This is a genomic window from Algoriphagus sp. Y33, from assembly GCF_014838715.1.
In the GTDB taxonomy this organism is placed as follows: domain Bacteria; phylum Bacteroidota; class Bacteroidia; order Cytophagales; family Cyclobacteriaceae; genus Algoriphagus.
In genome coordinates, this window is record NZ_CP061947.1 from 1,920,366 (window position 1) to 1,939,832 (window position 19,467).

15 protein-coding genes and 1 riboswitch are annotated in these 19,467 nt (G+C 42.0%); of the genes, 13 read left to right on the forward strand and 2 right to left on the reverse strand.

Features of this window, described 5'->3' with window-relative positions:
- Nucleotides 1-74 precede the first annotated feature (74 nt).
- Nucleotides 75-2,873: a TonB-dependent receptor gene (locus ID165_RS07725; RefSeq protein ID WP_192349784.1), complete on the forward strand. Its 2,799-nt coding sequence runs from the start codon at nt 75-77 to the stop codon at nt 2,871-2,873.
- 158 nt (nt 2,874-3,031) lie between these two features.
- Here ID165_RS07725 and ID165_RS07730 read toward each other — a convergent pair whose 3' ends face one another.
- Complete coding sequence (locus ID165_RS07730) at nt 3,032-3,520, reverse strand: Dps family protein (protein WP_192349785.1); 489 nt, start codon at nt 3,518-3,520, stop codon at nt 3,032-3,034.
- A 263-nt stretch (nt 3,521-3,783) separates the two neighbouring features.
- Nucleotides 3,784-4,491 carry a DsbA family protein gene (locus ID165_RS07735; RefSeq protein WP_192349786.1) on the reverse strand — a complete coding sequence of 236 codons (708 nt, stop codon included), beginning with the start codon at nt 4,489-4,491 and terminating at the stop codon, nt 3,784-3,786.
- Between the two features lie 1,285 nt (nt 4,492-5,776).
- On the opposite strand from ID165_RS07735, the gene ID165_RS07740 reads away from it, so the two are divergent.
- The 12 genes from ID165_RS07740 (at nt 5,777) to metX (ending at nt 19,463) form a co-directional block, all read left to right on the forward strand.
- Nucleotides 5,777-6,460, forward strand: coding sequence for a GNAT family N-acetyltransferase (locus ID165_RS07740; protein ID WP_192349787.1), 684 nt, complete (start codon nt 5,777-5,779; stop codon nt 6,458-6,460).
- A 180-nt stretch (nt 6,461-6,640) separates the two neighbouring features.
- Complete coding sequence (locus ID165_RS07745) at nt 6,641-7,834, forward strand: argininosuccinate synthase (protein ID WP_192349788.1); 1,194 nt, start codon at nt 6,641-6,643, stop codon at nt 7,832-7,834.
- Nucleotides 7,827-8,795: an N-acetyl-gamma-glutamyl-phosphate reductase gene (gene argC, locus ID165_RS07750; RefSeq protein ID WP_192349789.1), complete on the forward strand. Its 969-nt coding sequence runs from the start codon at nt 7,827-7,829 to the stop codon at nt 8,793-8,795. Before ID165_RS07745 ends, argC begins: the two co-directional genes overlap by 8 nt.
- 157 nt (nt 8,796-8,952) lie before the next feature.
- Entirely contained in the window at nt 8,953-10,098 is a 1,146-nt protein-coding gene (locus ID165_RS07755; protein ID WP_192349790.1) for an aspartate aminotransferase family protein, read from the forward strand.
- Between the two features lie 3 nt (nt 10,099-10,101).
- Nucleotides 10,102-11,073 (forward strand): acetylornithine carbamoyltransferase, encoded by a 972-nt coding sequence (locus ID165_RS07760; RefSeq protein ID WP_192349791.1) that lies wholly within the window; start codon nt 10,102-10,104, stop codon nt 11,071-11,073.
- A 139-nt stretch (nt 11,074-11,212) separates the two neighbouring features.
- Nucleotides 11,213-12,013: an acetylglutamate kinase gene (argB, locus tag ID165_RS07765; RefSeq protein WP_192349792.1), complete on the forward strand. Its 801-nt coding sequence runs from the start codon at nt 11,213-11,215 to the stop codon at nt 12,011-12,013.
- 21 nt (nt 12,014-12,034) lie between these two features.
- Nucleotides 12,035-13,111 carry a M20 family metallo-hydrolase gene (locus ID165_RS07770; protein WP_192349793.1) on the forward strand — a complete coding sequence of 359 codons (1,077 nt, stop codon included), beginning with the start codon at nt 12,035-12,037 and terminating at the stop codon, nt 13,109-13,111.
- Nucleotides 13,108-14,442, forward strand: a complete 1,335-nt coding sequence (gene argH / locus ID165_RS07775) for an argininosuccinate lyase (protein ID WP_192349794.1) — start codon at nt 13,108-13,110, stop codon at nt 14,440-14,442. The genes ID165_RS07770 and argH overlap by 4 nt, the downstream gene beginning before the upstream one ends.
- Nucleotides 14,443-14,535: 93 nt before the next feature.
- Complete coding sequence (locus ID165_RS07780; protein ID WP_192349795.1) at nt 14,536-16,077, forward strand: SulP family inorganic anion transporter; 1,542 nt, start codon at nt 14,536-14,538, stop codon at nt 16,075-16,077.
- A complete protein-coding gene (locus ID165_RS07785; protein WP_192349796.1) occupies nt 16,074-16,721 on the forward strand; it encodes a carbonic anhydrase in 648 nt (215 codons plus the stop codon). The genes ID165_RS07780 and ID165_RS07785 overlap by 4 nt, the downstream gene beginning before the upstream one ends.
- 92 nt (nt 16,722-16,813) lie before the next feature.
- Nucleotides 16,814-16,922, forward strand: a riboswitch (SAM riboswitch).
- Between the two features lie 171 nt (nt 16,923-17,093).
- A complete protein-coding gene (locus ID165_RS07790) occupies nt 17,094-18,398 on the forward strand; it encodes an O-acetylhomoserine aminocarboxypropyltransferase/cysteine synthase family protein (RefSeq protein WP_192349797.1) in 1,305 nt (434 codons plus the stop codon).
- 9 nt (nt 18,399-18,407) lie between these two features.
- Entirely contained in the window at nt 18,408-19,463 is a 1,056-nt protein-coding gene (metX, locus tag ID165_RS07795; RefSeq protein ID WP_192349798.1) for a homoserine O-acetyltransferase, read from the forward strand.
- Nucleotides 19,464-19,467 lie beyond the last annotated feature (4 nt).

Here is a 19,467-nt window from a genome sequence, read left to right on the forward strand (position 1 = left end):
GGATTTGTAGGTTTTAAAAAATATCCGCTTTTAATTTGTATCATTCTTTTCCTACCAATTTAATATGATATAAAATGAACCGATTACTTTACACCACACTTGGCTTGTTTCTTTTCACTTCAACTCTGACAGCACAGCAATTGGAAATCAAGGGGAAAATCATCGACAAAGATTCCAAAGAAACTTTAGTAGGGATTGCCGTGCAGGTCAAAGGCACGCAACAAGGAGTTGCCACCGATCTGGAAGGTGGATTTACTCTTAGATCCAGTCAGACCATCCCGCTAACATTGGTCATTACCGGCTTAGGGTATATACGTGAGGAGTACACAATCACAGCGGTTAACCAAGAAATCCAAATTCTACTTCGTCCATCTGTGATCAATACAGAAGAAGTTGTCATCACGGCTTCACGGGTAGAGGAGTCAGTAATGGAATCCCCTGTAGCAATCGAGAAGTTAACCATTAAAGACCTGCGGGAATCACCAGCCCCTTCCCTGTTTGACGCTATAGAATCTGTCAAAGGAGTCCAGATGACCACCCTAAGTATGGGGTTCAAAGTCCCCAATACCCGGGGTTTTGCCAATACCACCAACGCCCGCTTTCTCTCCATGGTGGATGGAGCCGATACACAGGCACCTGGATTGGGCGTCTCTATAGCAAATACCGTAGGGCCAACAGAATTGGATATAGAGAGTATCGAAATCATTCCGGGAGCTTCTTCGGCACTATATGGACTGAATGCACTAAACGGAACGTCCAATATGATAACCAAATCCCCGTTTCTTTATACCGGACTTAGTTTCTACCAACAAATAGGTCTGAATCATCTGAATAGCCCGGATTTTGGGCCTAAAACTTTCATTCAATCTGCCCTGCGCTATGCCGGAAAACTCAACGATAAGTGGGCGTTCAAAGTTAACATAGGATGGATTAAGGGAACCGACTGGGTGGCAAATAGCACGGATGAACTTAGTCCCAACTCTAACCAATCCACAGGGCTGGTCGGAGTGGAAAATCCCGGTTCTGATCCGCTCAATTCCTATGGAAATGAAAATCAAAACCGAAAAATTCTGACACTTGCAGATGGTAAACGTTATGAAATACGTAGAACAGGATACTATGAAAAAGACCTAGTCAATAAAAACTATCAGGTTAGTAATATAAAAGCTGATGGGGCAATTCACTTCAAGCCAAATGAAAAAACCGAGGCCTCATACACCTACAGAATAGGAACTACTGATGCAGTCTATCAAAGAGGAAACCGCATCAGGCTGGACAACTATCAAATCCAGCAGCATAAACTTACTCTTAGAGGGGATAATTATCTTTTACAGGGTTATTTGACCAAAGAACATACACTGGACTCATACAACCTCCGTCCTATCGGGGAGAATATGGACAGGGCATTTAAATCCGATCAAGATTGGTTTACTGATTATTCTGACGCCTATAATCAATCCATTGCACTTGGCCGGAATCCTGCCGTTTCTCATACTGTAGCCCGTCGTGTAGCAGATGCAGGAAGATTTCAGCCGGGCACTTCTGATTTTGATGATAAACTACGTGAGCTAGCCCATATCAATAATTGGGATACCGGTGCCCAATTGGTCATGGAGCATAGTTTTTATCATCTGGAGGGACAGTATGACTTCAAAAATGAAATAAAGGCCGTAGATCTTTTGGTTGGAGCTGATTTCAGGGATTTCAATATTCATCCCGAAGGGAATAGTTTTTCAAATCCCATTGGGGAAGATCCGTTTGCCACACTTCATTATAAAAAAATAGGTGGGTTTGTTCAGATCAGCAGAAGGTTTTGGCAAGAAAAACTAAAGGTCCTTGTCTCTGGAAGGTTAGACAAAACTCAATATTTTGATGCGAAATTTAATCCACGACTGGCAGCAGTGCTCTCACCAAATGAGCGGCATCATATTAGAACCTCAGTTCAGAATGGTTTCCGATTCCCTACACTTTTCGAGGCATTCAGCACCGTCAATAACGGAGGGGTAATTCGGTATGGAGGATTGGAACTGATGTCAAAAAACCAACAGCTTTTCGAAAATTCTTATTTAAGGAGTTCTGTGGATGCATTCCAACAAGCAAATACTGCTGACATCAACAACGGCATAGACAGCAGGACTGCCGTGATCAACAATTCCGGTATCCTTCGCAGGAATGAATACACCTACTTGGTCCCTGAGGAGATCAAAGCAATAGACATTGGATACAAAGCAAATTTACTTGGAAACAGACTGTATTTTGATGTTGACTTTTATTTTAACCGGTACAAAAATTTCATAGACCAAATAGAAATAGCGGTTCCGAAGACAGGAATTATAGGGAAGGAAGCAGGAGGAATCGATCCTACTTGGTTTGAAATGGAAAGTAATTCCCTGCACACCCGCTACCGCATGTGGACAAATTCCAAGAGCATTTATGAGAACTTCGGTACTTCTGTAGGAATATCATATAATTTTTATAGAAAAATGGTTATCTCCGGAAACTACAGCCATGCGCAATTGAACAAAGTAGACAATAGAGACAATGGGCTGGAAACTCCCTTCAATACTCCCAAGCATATTTTGAACATGAATCTCACCGATAGAGAATTGATGAGAAACTTGGGGTATAGCATAGCTTGGAGATTTCAGAGTGCTTTCGAATGGAAAGCCCCTTTGGCCAATGGGATTGTAAAATCCTACCAAACTATTGATGCGCAAGTCTCCTATAAATTTGCTTTCATTAAAACAGCCTTTAAACTGGGTGGAACCAATTTACTCAATAATCGCTATAGCCAATATACAGGTGGTCCTGAAATAGGCGGGTTTTACTATCTCTCGCTCACATTTGATGGGTTTTCTCCGATTAATAAATAAGTTGCCATTAAGAACACTCTGCCTATTTTGATTAACTCCTGCAAAAAAAAATCTACGCTGAGAGTGCCCTAAAGATGCGGGGTCTAGCGTTTTCAATGAAAAATGGGCAAAATAAAACCGCAGTGAGAGCTGCGGTTTTATTTTGCCTTTTCTTGAAATTACTTGGAGAACATGGTAAACATCCACATTCTTTTCTCAATATCTCCTACAAATTTGGTCAGCATATCAGCAGTGGCAATATCATCAGCCTCTTCCGCTGTCTTGGCTGCTTTTCGGTGGGATTGCGCCAGAATGCCCAAACCATCAATCACGTGCTTTACACATTCATCTCCGTCGGATACATCGGTGATTTCTTTATGTATTGTGTTTTTCAAGTAATCGGAATACGCATGCAGGGGTTTGAAACCAATGGTTACAATTCTTTCCGCCATTTCATCGATGTTTTCATAGAGTTGAGAATACAGTTCCTCAAATTTGACGTGCAGGTCAAAGAAGTTTTCTCCCTTCACATTCCAGTGAAATCCCCTTACATTCTGGTAGAAAATATGGTAATCGGAAAGCAGGTCATTTAGCTTGTCTGATACATTTTTCATGGCTTTGGTATCCAATTTCAAATGATTAGCTAGGGTTGCTTTTGTAGTAGTCATATGTTAAGTGTGTTAAAATTTAAGATTATGCTTCTATTAGATTCAAGTGGCATGCCATAATTGGCAAACCAAAAAAAATGTAGGGCTTTAGAGCACTGAATACACTATGCTATTGATGGTTGGTACTCCAATAAAATAAAAGATGAAAAAAGTCTCCCAGTGTCTGCGTAAACCATGAAAAAAAATCCCCAAACCGTTGAAAATTGGCTCATTCAAGTCCTATTTCATGTTCTGACATCACCTCTGAAGTTCATAAAATTACTTTAGCAAGTCTCCCCATCGATCCCGCAGGCCTCGCCATCCCCTTCTGAGATTTCAAGTGTAGGATTTGCTTTCGCAAATTCGCTCCATGCTTTTGCCAGTGTCTCCTCGAAAACCCCGTCCGGTTGAGCTCCTGAAATTCCAAATTTCCTGTCCAATACAAAGAATGGTACCCCCTTTACTCCAAGCTGTCGGGATTCGTAGATATCCTGATCTACCTCATCACCAAACTTATCAGAATGCAGCACTCCCATGACATTACTTTCTTCCAGTCCAATTTCCGTGGCCAAAGTCAGTAAAACTGCATCATCATCAATATTGAGTGTATCAGTAAAGTATGCCTTAAGCAAGTTTTCTTTCATCTCATCACCTTTCCCAGTACTTTTTGCCAAGTGCAAAATTCGGTGGGCTTTCTTGGTGTTTGCTACCACGGTTTTGTCCAGATGATATTCTAAACCTTCTTGGGCAGCCATGTTGGCTACATTTGCGGTGATCTCCCTCGTCTGTTCCAAAGTCCAGCCTTTTGCATCGGCCAGATATTCCTCAGAACTCCTGTTTGGCTGCGTGATCTGATCAGGATTAAGGAGGAAACTTTTCCACTCGATCTCTATTTGATCTTTGTGGGGGAATTTTGCAATTGCCTTTTCTATTTTTCTTTTTCCGATGTAGCAAAAAGGACAGGCTACATCAGACCATATTTCTATTTTCATGTGTCTATAATTTGGTTTTAAATGGTCATAACTTGTCCCGTGACAAAGGAAACGGGACGGAATCCTTGCCAGCGGCAGGCAGGTCGTAGGGTGATAATCATCTTTCGTTGTGACGATTTTGCCATGCCCTGTTTCATCGCTAGAATCTTTAATTAACTTTAGCTAAACTATAAATCAAGCTAAAAGAGTTCAACCAAACCGTGAAAACAAAAGAATGCCCATCCTGCGCAATGGAAGTAGATGTCAAAGCCAAAGTCTGCCCCATATGCCAATTCGAATTCCCACAACGCTCACCATGGATTGCCTGGGTCGCTATTGTACTTCTCTTGGTTTGGATTTTCAGCTACATTCTGTGAGACGAATTTCTTTGTAGATGTACTTTGCGGCAAAAAACAAAAAACATTTAAGGGCTTGGACCTGTTGAAATACAGGTACCTCTATGTTGGCTATGCTATGTGGTAAAGCTATTCAAACCACACAGAATCATAGGACGGACTCATAGTTTTTGCCAGAAATATAGACTTGCTCTATCAGGTAGACCGGTCGCTTTATGGCTTTCCGGTTATCATTTTTCACCACAAAAGAAACAAAGTACATAAAGTGTAAGACCAAAGCCCCACAGTCTTTCAGACCTGATCATCGGCATGGCTGCCGTTCGCATCATCATGAATGGCCTTCAATAACCATCTTTCAGTGAATGAGCTTATGCAGGCTGAAAAATTAATCTCACTTCTAGTCAGATCATTTCTATGCTTTTCTATGTGGTTTAAAAAAATGATCAATTTCCAATTCCCAAATTCAATGGTCAAGGGAAAGCCAACTCTAACCTTTGCGCTCCTTGGTGGACTTTGGGGTTTAAAAAAAAACACAACCTGCAGTTGAACTTTTTCGTATTCGTCACCAAATCACCAAATAATATTCTGAGTTGTACGATATTGGCAAGCCAGACAGTTGATAATTGTAAATACTGTAAAAAAATCATGTTTGCACTAATATTTTTGCCAAAACACTTGGATTTTCATTGGTAAGGAATGAATTTTGCCATCCTATTACGCATGATACAAGTAAATCACATAGCACCCATTTGCACTCGAACTACTTCTGTAGGGTCGAAAGTTGATGCTATTGCTTTTTTCACTCCTATAAGGACGTGTAGATTTTTCTATAGGGTTTAACCCTTTGATAAATAATTGTATTCCTACGTGGAGTACTTACCCGCCCAACTATACTTTGATTTATTTACCAATCTTCCGATTCCGTCGGAATTAACACATGCAAATCCATCATGGATAACATTACCTTCCAGATTATTGTAGCAAATGCTTCTCATAAGAATTATTCTATTCAGATCACTGAGGAGATGGAGAATTCTGCCAAAGCCCGTGGGACGGGTATAGCCAAGCGTAGCCCGGCTTATGTGGAGACCAAAATGGAAGAGGGAAAGGCTGTTATTGCATTGACTTCGGATGGGAAATGGGCTGGGTTCTGCTATATTGAAGCTTGGGGACACGGAAACTACGTTGCCAACTCCGGTTTGATAGTTTCTCCGGAATACAGAAAATACGGTCTTGCCCGTAAAATCAAGAATGAAGTATTCATACTCAGCAGAAAAAAATACCCGGATTCCAAGATCTTCGGATTGACTACGGGCGCAGCTGTGATGAAGATCAACTCTGAACTAGGGTATATTCCTGTCTCCTATTCCGATCTTACAGATGACAACGAATTCTGGAAAGGTTGCCAAAGCTGTATCAACTACGAGATTCTAATGAGTAAAAACAGGCAAAACTGTCTTTGCACAGCCATGCTCTATGATCCCAACTCAAAGAGAAATCATACACAGGAATTGGCTCTGCGCGATGATTTCAAAAAAGAACTGAAATTATTTGATCGCTGGGTAAGATTAAAGAAATACGTGATGCTTAAATTGAATAAGTCGAAAGACACCATTTCAGGCATCTTTTTATAAATAAACTCTTCCTTTTGGGAAGCTAAAAACCAGATTTCGATGAAGTCTAGCACGACGAATAATGTCACACACCTTGTCCCGAACTTCCTTCGGGAGAGGGATAATTATCTATCACGCGGGATTTTCCCGGTCTGCTGCGGCGGACGGGACGGACTATCTAACCATTAAAAAAATACACGGATGAAAAAAATAGTTTTAGCATACAGTGGAGGCTTGGATACCACATTTTGCGCACTGCATCTTTCCAAAGAACTAGGCTATGAAGTGCACGCAGTTTTGGTAAATACAGGGGGATTTTCAGAGGAAGAATTGAAAGATATTGAAGAAAGGGCTAATGGCCTAGGTGTGGCATCTTTCAAAACGCTCCATGTGATGGATACCTATTACAATGAAGTGATCAAGTACCTCGTGTTTGGAAATGTATTGAAAAATCAGACCTATCCACTTTCTGTATCCGCTGAGCGGATTCTTCAGGCCAAATCACTTGCTGAGTACGCCAAGTCAATCGGGGCAAAAGCTGTGGCGCATGGTTCTACAGGAGCGGGAAATGACCAAGTCCGCTTTGATATGATTTTCCAGACTATCGTTCCTGATATCGAGATCATCACTCCTATCCGTGATTTGAAATTGAGTCGTGCCGAAGAGATCGAGTACCTGAAGAAGCACGGTGTATCGATGAACTTCGAAAAAGCTGCATATTCTATCAATAAAGGCATTTGGGGAACTTCCGTGGGAGGAAAAGAGACCTTAACTTCTTCTGATTACCTTCCTGATGAAGCTTGGCCTACCCAAGCTACTGCTATTGAACCCTATGAATTGATCCTTTCATTTGAGAAAGGGGAATTAAAGGGAGTTGATGGTAAGAAATATGAGGATTCAGTTGAGGCTATTCAGGCTCTTCAGGCATTAGCAGCGCCATATGGCATCGGCCGTGATGTCCACGTGGGAGATACGATCATAGGAATAAAAGGGCGTGTGGGATTTGAAGCAGCAGCCCCTCTGATTATCATCAAAGGGCATCAGTTGCTGGAGAAACATACACTTACCAAATGGCAACTCTTCTGGAAAAACCAATTGGCTGAGTTCTACGGAAACCACCTTCATGAGGGGCACTACCTTGATCCGGTAATGAGAAACTTGGAAGAATTCATGGCCAGCACCCAGACTTACGTAAGTGGAGAAGTTCGTGTATTACTTCAACCCTATCGATTTACTTTATTGGGAATCAATTCAGAACATGATCTGATGTCCAATAAATTTGGTAGCTACGGCGAAATGAACAAAGGCTACACTGCAGAAGATGTAAAAGGTTTTACCCGGATTTTGGGTAATCAAACTTCGATTTTCCACAAGGTAAACTCAGGCAATGACTAAAATCAAAACAGCGATCATAGGCGCAGCGGGATACACTGGCGGCGAATTGCTTCGTCTGCTGGTTCACCATCCTGCCTGCGAACTGATCTACGTACACAGCAATAGCCAGAAAGGCAGAAAAGTAAGTGAAGTCCATCCCGATCTGATCGGAGATTGTGATCTGATATTCACGGATGAAGTGCAGACAGAAGGAATTGAAGCTGTATTTCTTGGATTACCGCATGGTCAAACCAAAGGCTTCTTAGAACAACATTCCTTTTCTCCCGAGACAGTTTTGATTGATTTGTCTACGGATTTCCGTGACGAGTCGAATGGCTTTATTTATGGTCTTCCTGAGGTGAATGCGGAGAGAATCAAGTCAGCCAAAAAGATTGCAAACCCGGGTTGTTTTGCTACCGGGATTCAATTGGCACTGCTTCCGGCTATCGCAAAAGGCTGGGTAAAAGATACGATACAGATCTCTGGAGTCACAGGAAGCACCGGAGCAGGAAAGAAACTTGCCGAAACCTCTCACTTCAGCTACAGATCTTCAAATATGTCTGTTTATAAGCTGTTTACACATCAGCACTTAAAAGAAATAAATCAGACTTTCACGCAGGTAAATCCGGCTTTTTCTTCTGATTTACTCTTCGTGCCTTACCGCGGTAATTTCCCCAGAGGAATCTGGATTACAGCCTATTTTCCTTTTGAAGGAACTCATGAGGAAGCGGTAACTGCTTACAGGGAATTTTATAAAAATGCAGCATTCACGCACGTTTCAGATCAGGACATTGACATGAAACAAGCGGTGAATACCAATAAATGTATCGTTCATGTACAAAAAGAAGCGGGACAATTGGTTATTTATTCTGCTATTGACAATCTGCTGAAAGGAGCCTCGGGCCAGGCTGTACAGAATTACAATTTAGCGTTTGGATTGGAGGAGAGGATGGGCTTGAAACTAAAGAGCATAGCGTTCTGATTAGATATTAGACGTTAGACACAAGATTCAAGACAGATTAGTGGACGCTCAGAAATTTGCTGTTCACCTTCAGTATTCACTATTTCACAAATCTAGAAATCAATTTACGAAGTTCAGAATGACCCCGTAAATCATATTTCGTCAATCGTAATTCAAAATGAAATTATTTGATGTATATCCGCTGATTCCCGTGACCATAGCTAAGGCAGATGGTGCTAAACTTTGGGACGAACAGGGACAGGAATATTTAGATCTATATGGCGGTCATGCCGTCATTTCAATCGGACACACACATCCCCATTATGTAAAGCGGATCAAGGATCAGTTGAATCAGGTCGCTTTCTATTCCAATTCGGTTCAAATACCCATTCAACAAGAATACGCCGAAAAACTTGGAAATCTTTCCGGCTATCCTGAGTATGAACTTTTTCTGTGCAATTCAGGTGCTGAAGCAAACGAGAATGCCATCAAGCTTGCCTCTTTTGCGACCGGAAGATCAGGGTTTATTGCTTTCTCCGGTAGCTTTCATGGAAGAACTTCAGGGGCAGTAGCTTTGACGGACAATCCAAAAATCGTTGCTCCCTGCAATGCACGGGAAGATTTTCATATTCTTCCATGGGCCGATTTGAACGCTGTGGAAGAGACATTGAAATCCAATGAAATAGCCGGTATAATCATCGAAGGTATCCAGGGAGTCAATGGTATTCAGGTTCCAAGTCCTGATTTCTTGAAAGGATTGGCTTCTTTAGCCCATCAGTATGGAACGAAATTGATTTTAGATGAGGTTCAGTCAGGCTTTGGACGTACCGGAAAATTCTTTGCCCATCAGTTAGTTGATGGGATAAAACCGGATATCATCAGCATGGCTAAAGGAATGGGTAATGGTTTTCCGATTGGAGGAATTCTGATTTCTCCTGAGTTTAAAGCCACCTATGGACTTTTGGGTACTACATTCGGGGGCAACCACTTAGCTTGTGCAGCGGCATTGGCGGTGGTGGAAGTAATTGAAGAAGAATGTCTTCTGTCAAATGCAGCAAAACTTGGAGAACAGCTGTTGGAAGAACTAAACGAAATTCCGGAAATCACAGGTATTCGTGGTACGGGATTGATGATAGGCATTGATCTCGACCGGGAAGCCGGACCGGTACGCTCAGAATTGGTTAAGAAATACCACATGTTCACCGGAAGTGCCGCAGGAAAGAATACGATAAGACTGCTGCCACCTTTAAATATCGGGTGGAATCAATTAAATTCGTTTTTATCCGCATTAAAAGAAATATTAAGTCAATCCCCTTCCAGTTAACCAATGGGCAATAGTAACCAGCCACTTCAGCACTTTACCAAATTTGAATCCCTCGATTTGGGCAATCACTTGATCGAGCAAGCACTTATTTACAAGGAAAATCCGGCACTGGATCAAGCAAAAGGTGTAGGAAAACGTATAGGATGTATCTTCTTGAATCCATCACTAAGGACGCGGGTATCTACCCAGCTGGCAGCGTTGAACTTGGGAATGGAGCCTATCGTGCTGAATATGGACAAAGAAGGATGGGCTCTGGAAATGCGGGATGGAGCAGTCATGAACCAAGGAACTGTGGAGCATATCAAGGATGCTGCTGCGGTTTTGGGGTCCTATTTTGATATTCTTGCGATCCGTGCATTTCCTTCATTGACAAATAAGGAAGAAGACAGCAGTGATTTTGTGTTTTCGCAGTTTGCGAAATATGCCGGAATTCCTGTGATAAGCTTGGAATCTGCCACGCGTCACCCACTGCAAAGCCTGGCTGATCAGATCACCATCCGTGAAAATTGGGCTGGGAAAAAGAAACCAAAAGTAGTATTGACTTGGGGGCCCCACATCAAAGCGATTCCACATGCTGTGGCAAATTCCTTTGCAGAGTGGACGCTTGGAATGGATCATGAGCTTACAATTACACATCCTGTAGGTTATGAATTGGATGAAGCATTTACAAAAGGTGCGACTATAGAATATAATCAAAGCGAGGCATTAAAAGATGCTGATTTTGTGTATGTTAAGAACTGGTCTTCTTTTAATGATTATGGTAAAATAATCTCTACAGATTCCTCTTGGATGCTTACCGAAAATCATTTCGTCCATGCTCCTGATGCAAAAGTGATGCATTGTCTGCCCGTGCGTAGAAATTTGGAATTGTCTGACGAAATATTGGACGGAAAACGCTCCTTGGTTCAAGAGCAAGCAAAAAACAGAATTTTCGCTGCTCAAGCAGTTATTAGTCATCTGCTCGGGCAGTTTTAAAGTAAACTCGATTTATGAAAATCGAGCACAACTCAAGGGTCACACACTGGAATGATTATAGTACATGCGAGATTCCCGGCCCTCTTGGAGGCGGGCACCCCGGACAGGTAATGACCTTTAAAAAACAAATTATAATCAGATGAAAATCAGCATTATCAAAATCGGCGGAAATGTCATCGATTTTCCTGAAAAGTTAAATGAATTTTTGGCCCTTTTTGCCAAGTTCCCCGGACACAAAATATTGGTTCATGGAGGAGGAGTTATGGCTTCCCGGTTTGGAGAGTCTCTTGGGGTGATGCCCGAAATGGTCGATGGAAGAAGAATCACTGACCAGGAGACTCTTGATGTGGTGACTATGGTCTATGCCGGCTTGATCAATAAAAATATCGTGGCGAAGCTTCAGGCGCTGAAAGTCAATGCTATAGGAATGACAGGTGCTGATGGAAATATTATCAGATCTATCAAACGGCCTGTGAAAGGGATTGATTACGGTTTTGTAGGTGATATCCAGGAAGTCAATATTAAATTAATTGACCATTTACTCTCGGGTGATTTGCTTCCTGTGGTGAATGCAATCACCCATGATGCCAAAGGGCAACTTCTGAATACGAATGCGGACAGTATTGCCTCGGCTCTAGCCACAAGTCTAGCCAAGGAACATCAGGTGAATCTTTATTTTTGTTTCAACAAAAGCGGAGTATTGCTTGATGAAAAGAACGAAAATTCTATTATTCCGCTGATCAATGAGGATATCTATGAAGAACTTCGCAAAGAAAATGTGATCCACTCGGGCATGATCCCCAAATTGGACAATGCATTCGAAGCATTGGAAAAAGGAGTAAATCATGTATGGATTGGCAAAGCGGAAAACCTTCATTTAGCCGCCAAAGGCAAGCTCTCCGGAACAACCATTGAGCGGAGCCGATATGACCTCTATTAACCCTAAATTTTGACGACCACGATGGATTTATACGAAGATGCGGTTCAACTTCTTACCCAGTTAATAGAAATCCCATCCTACTCCAAAGAAGAAAGTTCTACAGCGGAGGTCATAGAGGAGTTTTTTGACAGCAGAGCCATAGATGTCCATAAATCCGGAAACAACATCTGGGCTTTCGCAGCTACTTTTGATAAAAATAAGCCAACGATCTGGCTGAATTCCCATCACGATACGGTAAAACCCAATGCGGGTTATACCAAAGATCCATTTCTGGCAATTATCGAAGATGGCAAACTTTATGGTCTTGGGAGCAATGATGCAGGAGGGTCTTTGGTAAGCTTGATGGCTGCTTTTACTCATTTTTATGGAAAATCCCTTCCCTTCAATCTAATTATGATTGCTTCAGCCGAAGAGGAGATTTCCGGTAAGAATGGTATTGCTTCTGTAATCGATCAGCTTCCATCCTGTGAGCTGGCAATCGTGGGTGAACCTACGATGATGGATATGGCAGTAGCCGAAAAAGGCCTAATGGTGATCGACGCTATAGTTCATGGCAAAGCAGGTCATGCTGCCCGTGAAGAAGGTGTAAATGCAATTTACCTTGCTTTGGATGATTTGGGGAAAATCAGGGATTTTGAATTTCAAAAAAAATCACTATTTCTAGGTAAGACGAAGGTATCAGCTACCGTAATCCACTCAGGGCAGCAACATAATGTGGTTCCCGATCTCTGTGAGTTTGTATTGGATGTTCGAGTGACCGATGCATATACACTAGAGGAAGCACTAGAAGAACTAAGAGGGACTCTACGTGCTGAACTGGTTCCCCGCTCAATGAGGCTCCAATCTTCGCATGTACCGGAAGGCCATTTAATTCTTAAGGTAGGTGGGCAGCTGGGGCTGAATACTTATGGAAGCCCTACCCTATCTGATCAGGCTTTGATCCCTTATCCGTCTGTCAAAATTGGTCCCGGCGACTCTGCAAGATCACATTCTGCTGATGAATATATTTATTTGAACGAAATTCAGAAAGGAATAGAAGGATACATAAAAATCCTTGAAGCCTATGCTGATATGCTTAATCAAACTAATTTGAAATGAAACTTTGGCAAAAAGAAACCGGAAGCAAAAAGGAAGTAGAATCGTTTACCATTGGTCGCGATCCAGAGTTTGATATACTTTTGGCTCCTTTTGATGTGCTGGGCTCTATGGCTCATGCGCAGATGCTCTCTACCATTGGTCTTTTGACTGCTGAAGAAAACGAAATTCTGCAGCGCGGATTAAAGGATATTTATTCGGAAATAGAAAAGGGCGAATTTGAGATTGCTCCCGGTGTGGAAGACGTGCACTCTCAGGTAGAATTCTTACTCACGGAGCGTTTCGGTGATGTTGGCAAAAAACTGCATAGCGGTAGAAGTCGTAACGACCAAGTGTTGGTTGATCTGAAGCTCTATTATAGAAATGCTGTCAAGGAAATCGTAGAGGAATGCTCTGAGCTGTTCGAATTGCTTATTTCTCTTGCGGAAAAGCATAAAAATGACTTGATGCCGGGATATACCCATACCCAGCTGGCAATGCCTTCTTCTTTCGGTCTTTGGTTTAGTTCCTTTGCCGAAGGCCTGTCAGAAGATATGGGACTGCTCAAAGCTGCCTTTGATCTGGCCAATAAAAATCCGCTGGGCTCGGCTGCCGGCTATGGATCAAGTTTTCCGCTGAACCGTACCCTTACCACCGAACTTCTTGGTTTTGGAGACTTGCATCACAATGTGATCAACGCCCAAAACAGCCGGGGAAAAACGGAAAGAACACTGGGGTTTGCGATGGCCGGACTGGCCGGTACGCTAAACAGACTCGCTTCAGATGTCTGTATTTTCATGAATCAGCATTTTGCATTTATCACTTTTCCGGATGATCTCACAACGGGAAGCAGTATTATGCCACACAAGAAGAATCCCGATGTATTTGAGCTAATCAGAGCAAAAACCAATCAAATCCAGGCAATCCCCAATGCTGTAGCGTTGCTGTTGACCAATACTACAACGGGTTATCACAGAGATTTGCAGCTGCTCAAAGAGGAGATTTTCCCCGGGATAGAAACCTTGAAAAGCTGTATCCGTATGACAAGTTTCATGCTGAACTCAATAAAGGTCAAAGAAAACATACTATCGGATCCATTTTATAAGCATCTTTTTTCTGTGGAAGTAGTTAATGACTTAGTTTTGAGGGGAGTACCTTTTAGAGACGCTTATAAGCAAGTGGGAATGGACATAGAATCAGATCGCTTCTCACCTGATCAAAGTAAGCTTAATCATACGCACGAGGGAAGTATAGGTAATTTAAATCTTGAGGCTATTGCACACAAGATGGATCTGGCTGTTAAGCAATTCAATTTTAAGTCAATTAATCAAGTCATTACGCATATGGTAAAATAAGAATAATTTGATTTTTTGAATATTTTAGCTAAATATTCTAATTAAAATCAATACAAACAGTATACCACCGGCCTTTAAACATATATTACGCAAATGAATACCCTTCTAGGAAAAAATTTAAAATATGATTTAAAGTCCAGTTTGGTGGTTTTTTTGGTGGCGCTTCCCCTATGTCTGGGTATTGCTATAGCCAGTGGAGCGCCTCCAATGTCAGGTCTTATAGCAGGGATTGTCGGCGGAATAGTGGTCGGTGCACTGTCAGGGTCTCACGTAAGTGTGAGCGGACCTGCAGCCGGATTGACTGTGATAGTCCTAGATTCCATTAATAGCATGGGGACCTTCCCTCTTTTTCTCGCCACACTTGTAATTGCGGGTTTAATCCAGTTGGCTTTGGGAATAGCCAAAGCCGGAGTAATAGGTTATTACTTCCCCCATGCGGTGATCAAAGGTATGCTTACCGCCATTGGGCTAATTTTGATATTGAAGCAGATTCCACATGCATTGGGCTATGATGTAGATGCGATGGGAGACCAGGCATTTCTTCAGGCTGATAATCATAATACGATTACAGAAATTTGGTATGCTTTCAAATACTTAAGCCCGGGAGCTATTCCTATTGTACTTATAGCACTAGCTATCCTTATTTTATTTGAACGGCCAAGAATTCAAAATCATAAACTTTTGGGGGCGGTACCGGGTGCTTTATGGGCTGTTATTTCGGGGATAATTATTAATACCTTATATGGTATATGGAAACCTGAATGGCAGCTAGGTGGAGATCACCTCGTAAGTATTCCTGTATTGCAGGATTTTGCGCAATTAGGCGATTTATTGACTTTCCCTGATTTCTCCATGATTGGTGAGGGTACTTTTTGGATCGTTGCGGCTACCATTGCGATCATTGGCAGCTTAGAGACTTTATTGAGCATCGATGCGGCAGACAAACTTGATCCGCAAAAAAGAACTACCCCACCGAGCAAGGAACTCTTTGCTCAGGGTGTAGGAAACACCTTTTCAGGGCTGCTGGGCGGACTTCCGATCACGGCCGTAATTGTCAGAAGCTCGGCAAATATAGCTTCGGGTTCCAGAACAAAAATGTCTGCTATTTTCCATGGTATCTTATTGATGATATTGGTATTGAGTATTCCAAACATCCTAAATCTAATACCGCTAAGTTGTCTTGCGGCTGTCTTGTTTGTGGTGGGTTATAAATTGGCCAAGCCTTCACTTTTTGTCAATATGTACAAGAATGGCTGGGATCAGTTTATTCCATTCATTGTGACTGTAGTGGCGATTTTATTTACAGATCTTTTGGTGGGAATAGGGATTGGGATGGTGTTCGGTCTGTTCTTTGTGATTAAAACAAATTTTGTACGGGCGATATCACTTACAGAAATGAACGGAAACTATCTCCTTCAGCTTCACAAAGATGTTTCCTTCCTCAATAAAGCACTACTAATGAAGAATCTATCCAAAATCCCCTCCGATAGTAAAGTGATTATCAATGCCCAAAAAGCGCAGTTTATAGATCATGACATTCAGGAAGTCTTAAATGACTTTATAGCTTCGAGTGCAGATAGGAATATCCGCGTTACAGTAGAAGGATTTAAGCATAAAATTTACGAAAACATATGAGCCCTTACGAGAAACTATTAATTCAAAACAAAGCTTGGTCAGACGATCAAAAGCTGATCGACGAGAACTTTTTTGGAAGATTGGCAAAACAGCAGAGCCCTAAATTTCTGTGGATTGGCTGCTCAGACAGTAGAGTTCCCGCTAATCAGATCACAGGTACCGATCCGGGAGAAATATTCGTACATCGAAACATAGCCAACATGGTGGTGCATACCGATCTTAATTTACTCAGTGTATTGGAATATGCCGTAGCAGTGCTGAAGGTTGAGCATATCATCGTATGCGGTCACTATGGCTGTGGTGGAATAGAAGCTGCACTTGGTAATAAAAGTTTCGGTCTAATCAACAAATGGCTTCTCAATATCAAAGAAGTGTACAAAATTTATCAGAAAGATATTGATGCTCTAGAAAACCATGAAGATAAAGTAAATGCTTTAGTAGAATATAATGTGATAGAACAGTGCCAGGATCTGATCAAGACTTCAATCATACAGAAGGCATGGAGAGATAGATCAGCTCCGAAAATTCATGGCTGGGTCTATGGATTAAAAGATGGTTTGGTCAAAGAATTGGTAAACATCGAATCAGATTTTGAGACGATCAATCCTATTTTCAGATTCGATCTGGAAGAATTGGATAAATAATTCAAGTTTTTCGGTCAGCGGGTGAAAATTAATTTTGATTTTCCATTCGCTGACCTTTTATTTGCAGCATCCTTTCACTTTTTAAGTGCTCGGATTTATAAAGAAGAGGCGAGAGACAGGCTCATAGACCCTCTGGCAACCTGGAAAGTCCAAGGTGCCAATTCCTGCCAAGAGAGATATTCTCTTTTGGAACTATAAGTTCAATGTAAAATGCACTCAGGACATCATACACTTTACACTACTACTTCATCATCATCCGTGCTCAAGCATTCCGCTTTATTCATGTGTTGATTTCATTTACGCCTATGTCGGAGTAATTCGTCATGCGCTTTCGTACGTTTATTATTTTTCAAACCATAAATCCAAAAAATCATGTCAAAAAAACTTCACTTCGACACACTTCAAGTACACGCTGGGCAGGAGCCTGATCCGTCTACAAACTCACGTGCGGTACCTATTTACCAAACGACTTCCTATGTATTCAATTCGGCTGAACATGGAGCAAACCTATTTGGCTTGAAAGAATTCGGGAATATATATACCCGCATCATGAACCCGACTACGGATGTATTCGAGAAAAGAATAGCTACACTGGAAGGCGGTGTGGCAGCAGTGGCTACGAGCTCAGGACAGGCAGCCCAGTTTCTCGCACTCAATAACATCATGGAAGCGGGTGATAATTTCGTTTCCAGTCCGTTTCTATATGGAGGAACATTCAATCAATTCAAAGTTTCATTCAAACGAATAGGCATCGATGCCAGGTTTGCCAAAGGTAAATCTCCTGATGATTTTGAAGCTTTGATTGATGGCAAAACCAAAGCAATCTATCTAGAAACCATAGGAAATCCTGAGTTTAATATTCCCGATTTCGAAGCTATTGCATCTGTCGCTAAAAAGCACGATATCCCGCTGGTGGTAGACAATACTTTCGGAGCCGGAGGGTATTTATGCCAGCCTATCACTCATGGAGCAAATATTGTAACCTCCTCGGCCACCAAATGGATAGGCGGACATGGTACTTCCATCGGAGGAATTATAGTAGACGGTGGGAATTTCAACTGGGGAAACGGAAAATTCAAACAATTCTCCGAGCCTTCAGAAGGATATCACGGCTTGAACTTTTGGGAAGTTTTCGGAGAAAACAATCCGTTGGGACTGCCTAACATAGCTTTTGCTATCCGCGCAAGAGTAGAAGGTCTTCGTGATTTCGGCCCGGCCATCAGTCCATTCAATTCATTTCTATTACTTCAGGGGATTGAAACACTCTCACTCCGGGTTAAGAAAACAGTAGAAAACGCCTTAGCTCTGGCACAATGGCTGGAAACACATCCTTCTGTTCAGAAAGTGAATTATCCGGGATTGGAGTCTTCTCCTTACCACGAATTGGCTAAAAAATATCTGAAAAACGGCTTTGGAGGAGTGCTGAGTTTTGAGCTGAAAGGTGACAAAGAGCAAGCTTCTGCGTTGATCAATAATCTGGAATTAATTTCCCATTTGGCCAATGTGGGTGATGCCAAAACATTGATCATCCAGCCTGCAGCTACTACCCATCAACAATTATCAGATGCAGAGCAACTAGCCGCAGGAGTCACTCCTACGCTGTTGCGAATCTCTTGTGGAATCGAGCACATTGAAGATATCAAATCGGATCTGCAACAAGCTTTCGATAAAATCTAATCTTATCAAATGAATCTTAAAAGTCAGTACGCTTCGATTACCATGACCCAGGAAATATTTTATTCAAGTTTGCCTTTACATCTGGAATCAGGAGAAATTCTCCCTGAATTTGACCTTGGCTATACCACGTATGGCCAACTCAATTCAGACAAATCCAATGTGATCTGGGTTATCCATGCGCTTACGGGAGATTCGAATGCTTCAGAGTGGTGGAGTGGTCTGATCGGGGAAGATAAATTCTTCGACCCTGCCGATCATTTTATTATCTGCGCCAATCTTTTGGGATCCTGCTATGGTTCTACCCAGCCATTCAGCGAAAATCCCAAAACCGGTAAGCCGTACTATTACGATTTTCCTCAGATGACAACACGGGATCTCGCTGAGGGATTGGAACGCTTGAGGATTCATTTGAAAATAGAAACCATCCATACCCTTATCGGCGGGTCTTTAGGGGGGCAGGTTGGTTTGGAGTGGGCATATCTATTGGGTAACAAGCTTAGGAATGCAATTATTCTGGCATCCACTGCCAAAACCAGACCATGGGTAATTGGCTTCAATGAAACACAGCGGATGGCTATAGAATCTGATTGTACCTGGGGAGAATGCAATGAAACAGCGGGGCAGAAAGGACTGGAAACCGCGCGTGCTATCGCTATGCTAACTTATAGACATCCACTTGACTTGGCTGCTAAGCAGTCTGACGCAGCCAATAAACTGGACGATTACCGTGCTTCTTCTTATCTGCGATACCAGGGCCAAAAGCTTGCAAAACGCTTCAATGCGCTTTCTTATTGGACACTGAGCAAAACCATGGATTCCCATGATTTAGGAAGAAATCGTGGCGGATTAGACGAAGCGTTGGGCAAAATTGAAGCGAATGTTTTAGCAATTGGAGTGGATTCTGATTTGCTTTTTCTTCCGGAAGAATCCCAATATATCAGTAAAAATGTGTTAAAAGGAACCTATAAGGAAATCACTAGCACAGCCGGACACGATGCATTTCTGATCGAGTTTGAGCAATTATCGTATATTCTGAAGTCATTTTATTTACAGCAAAAACATTGAAAAA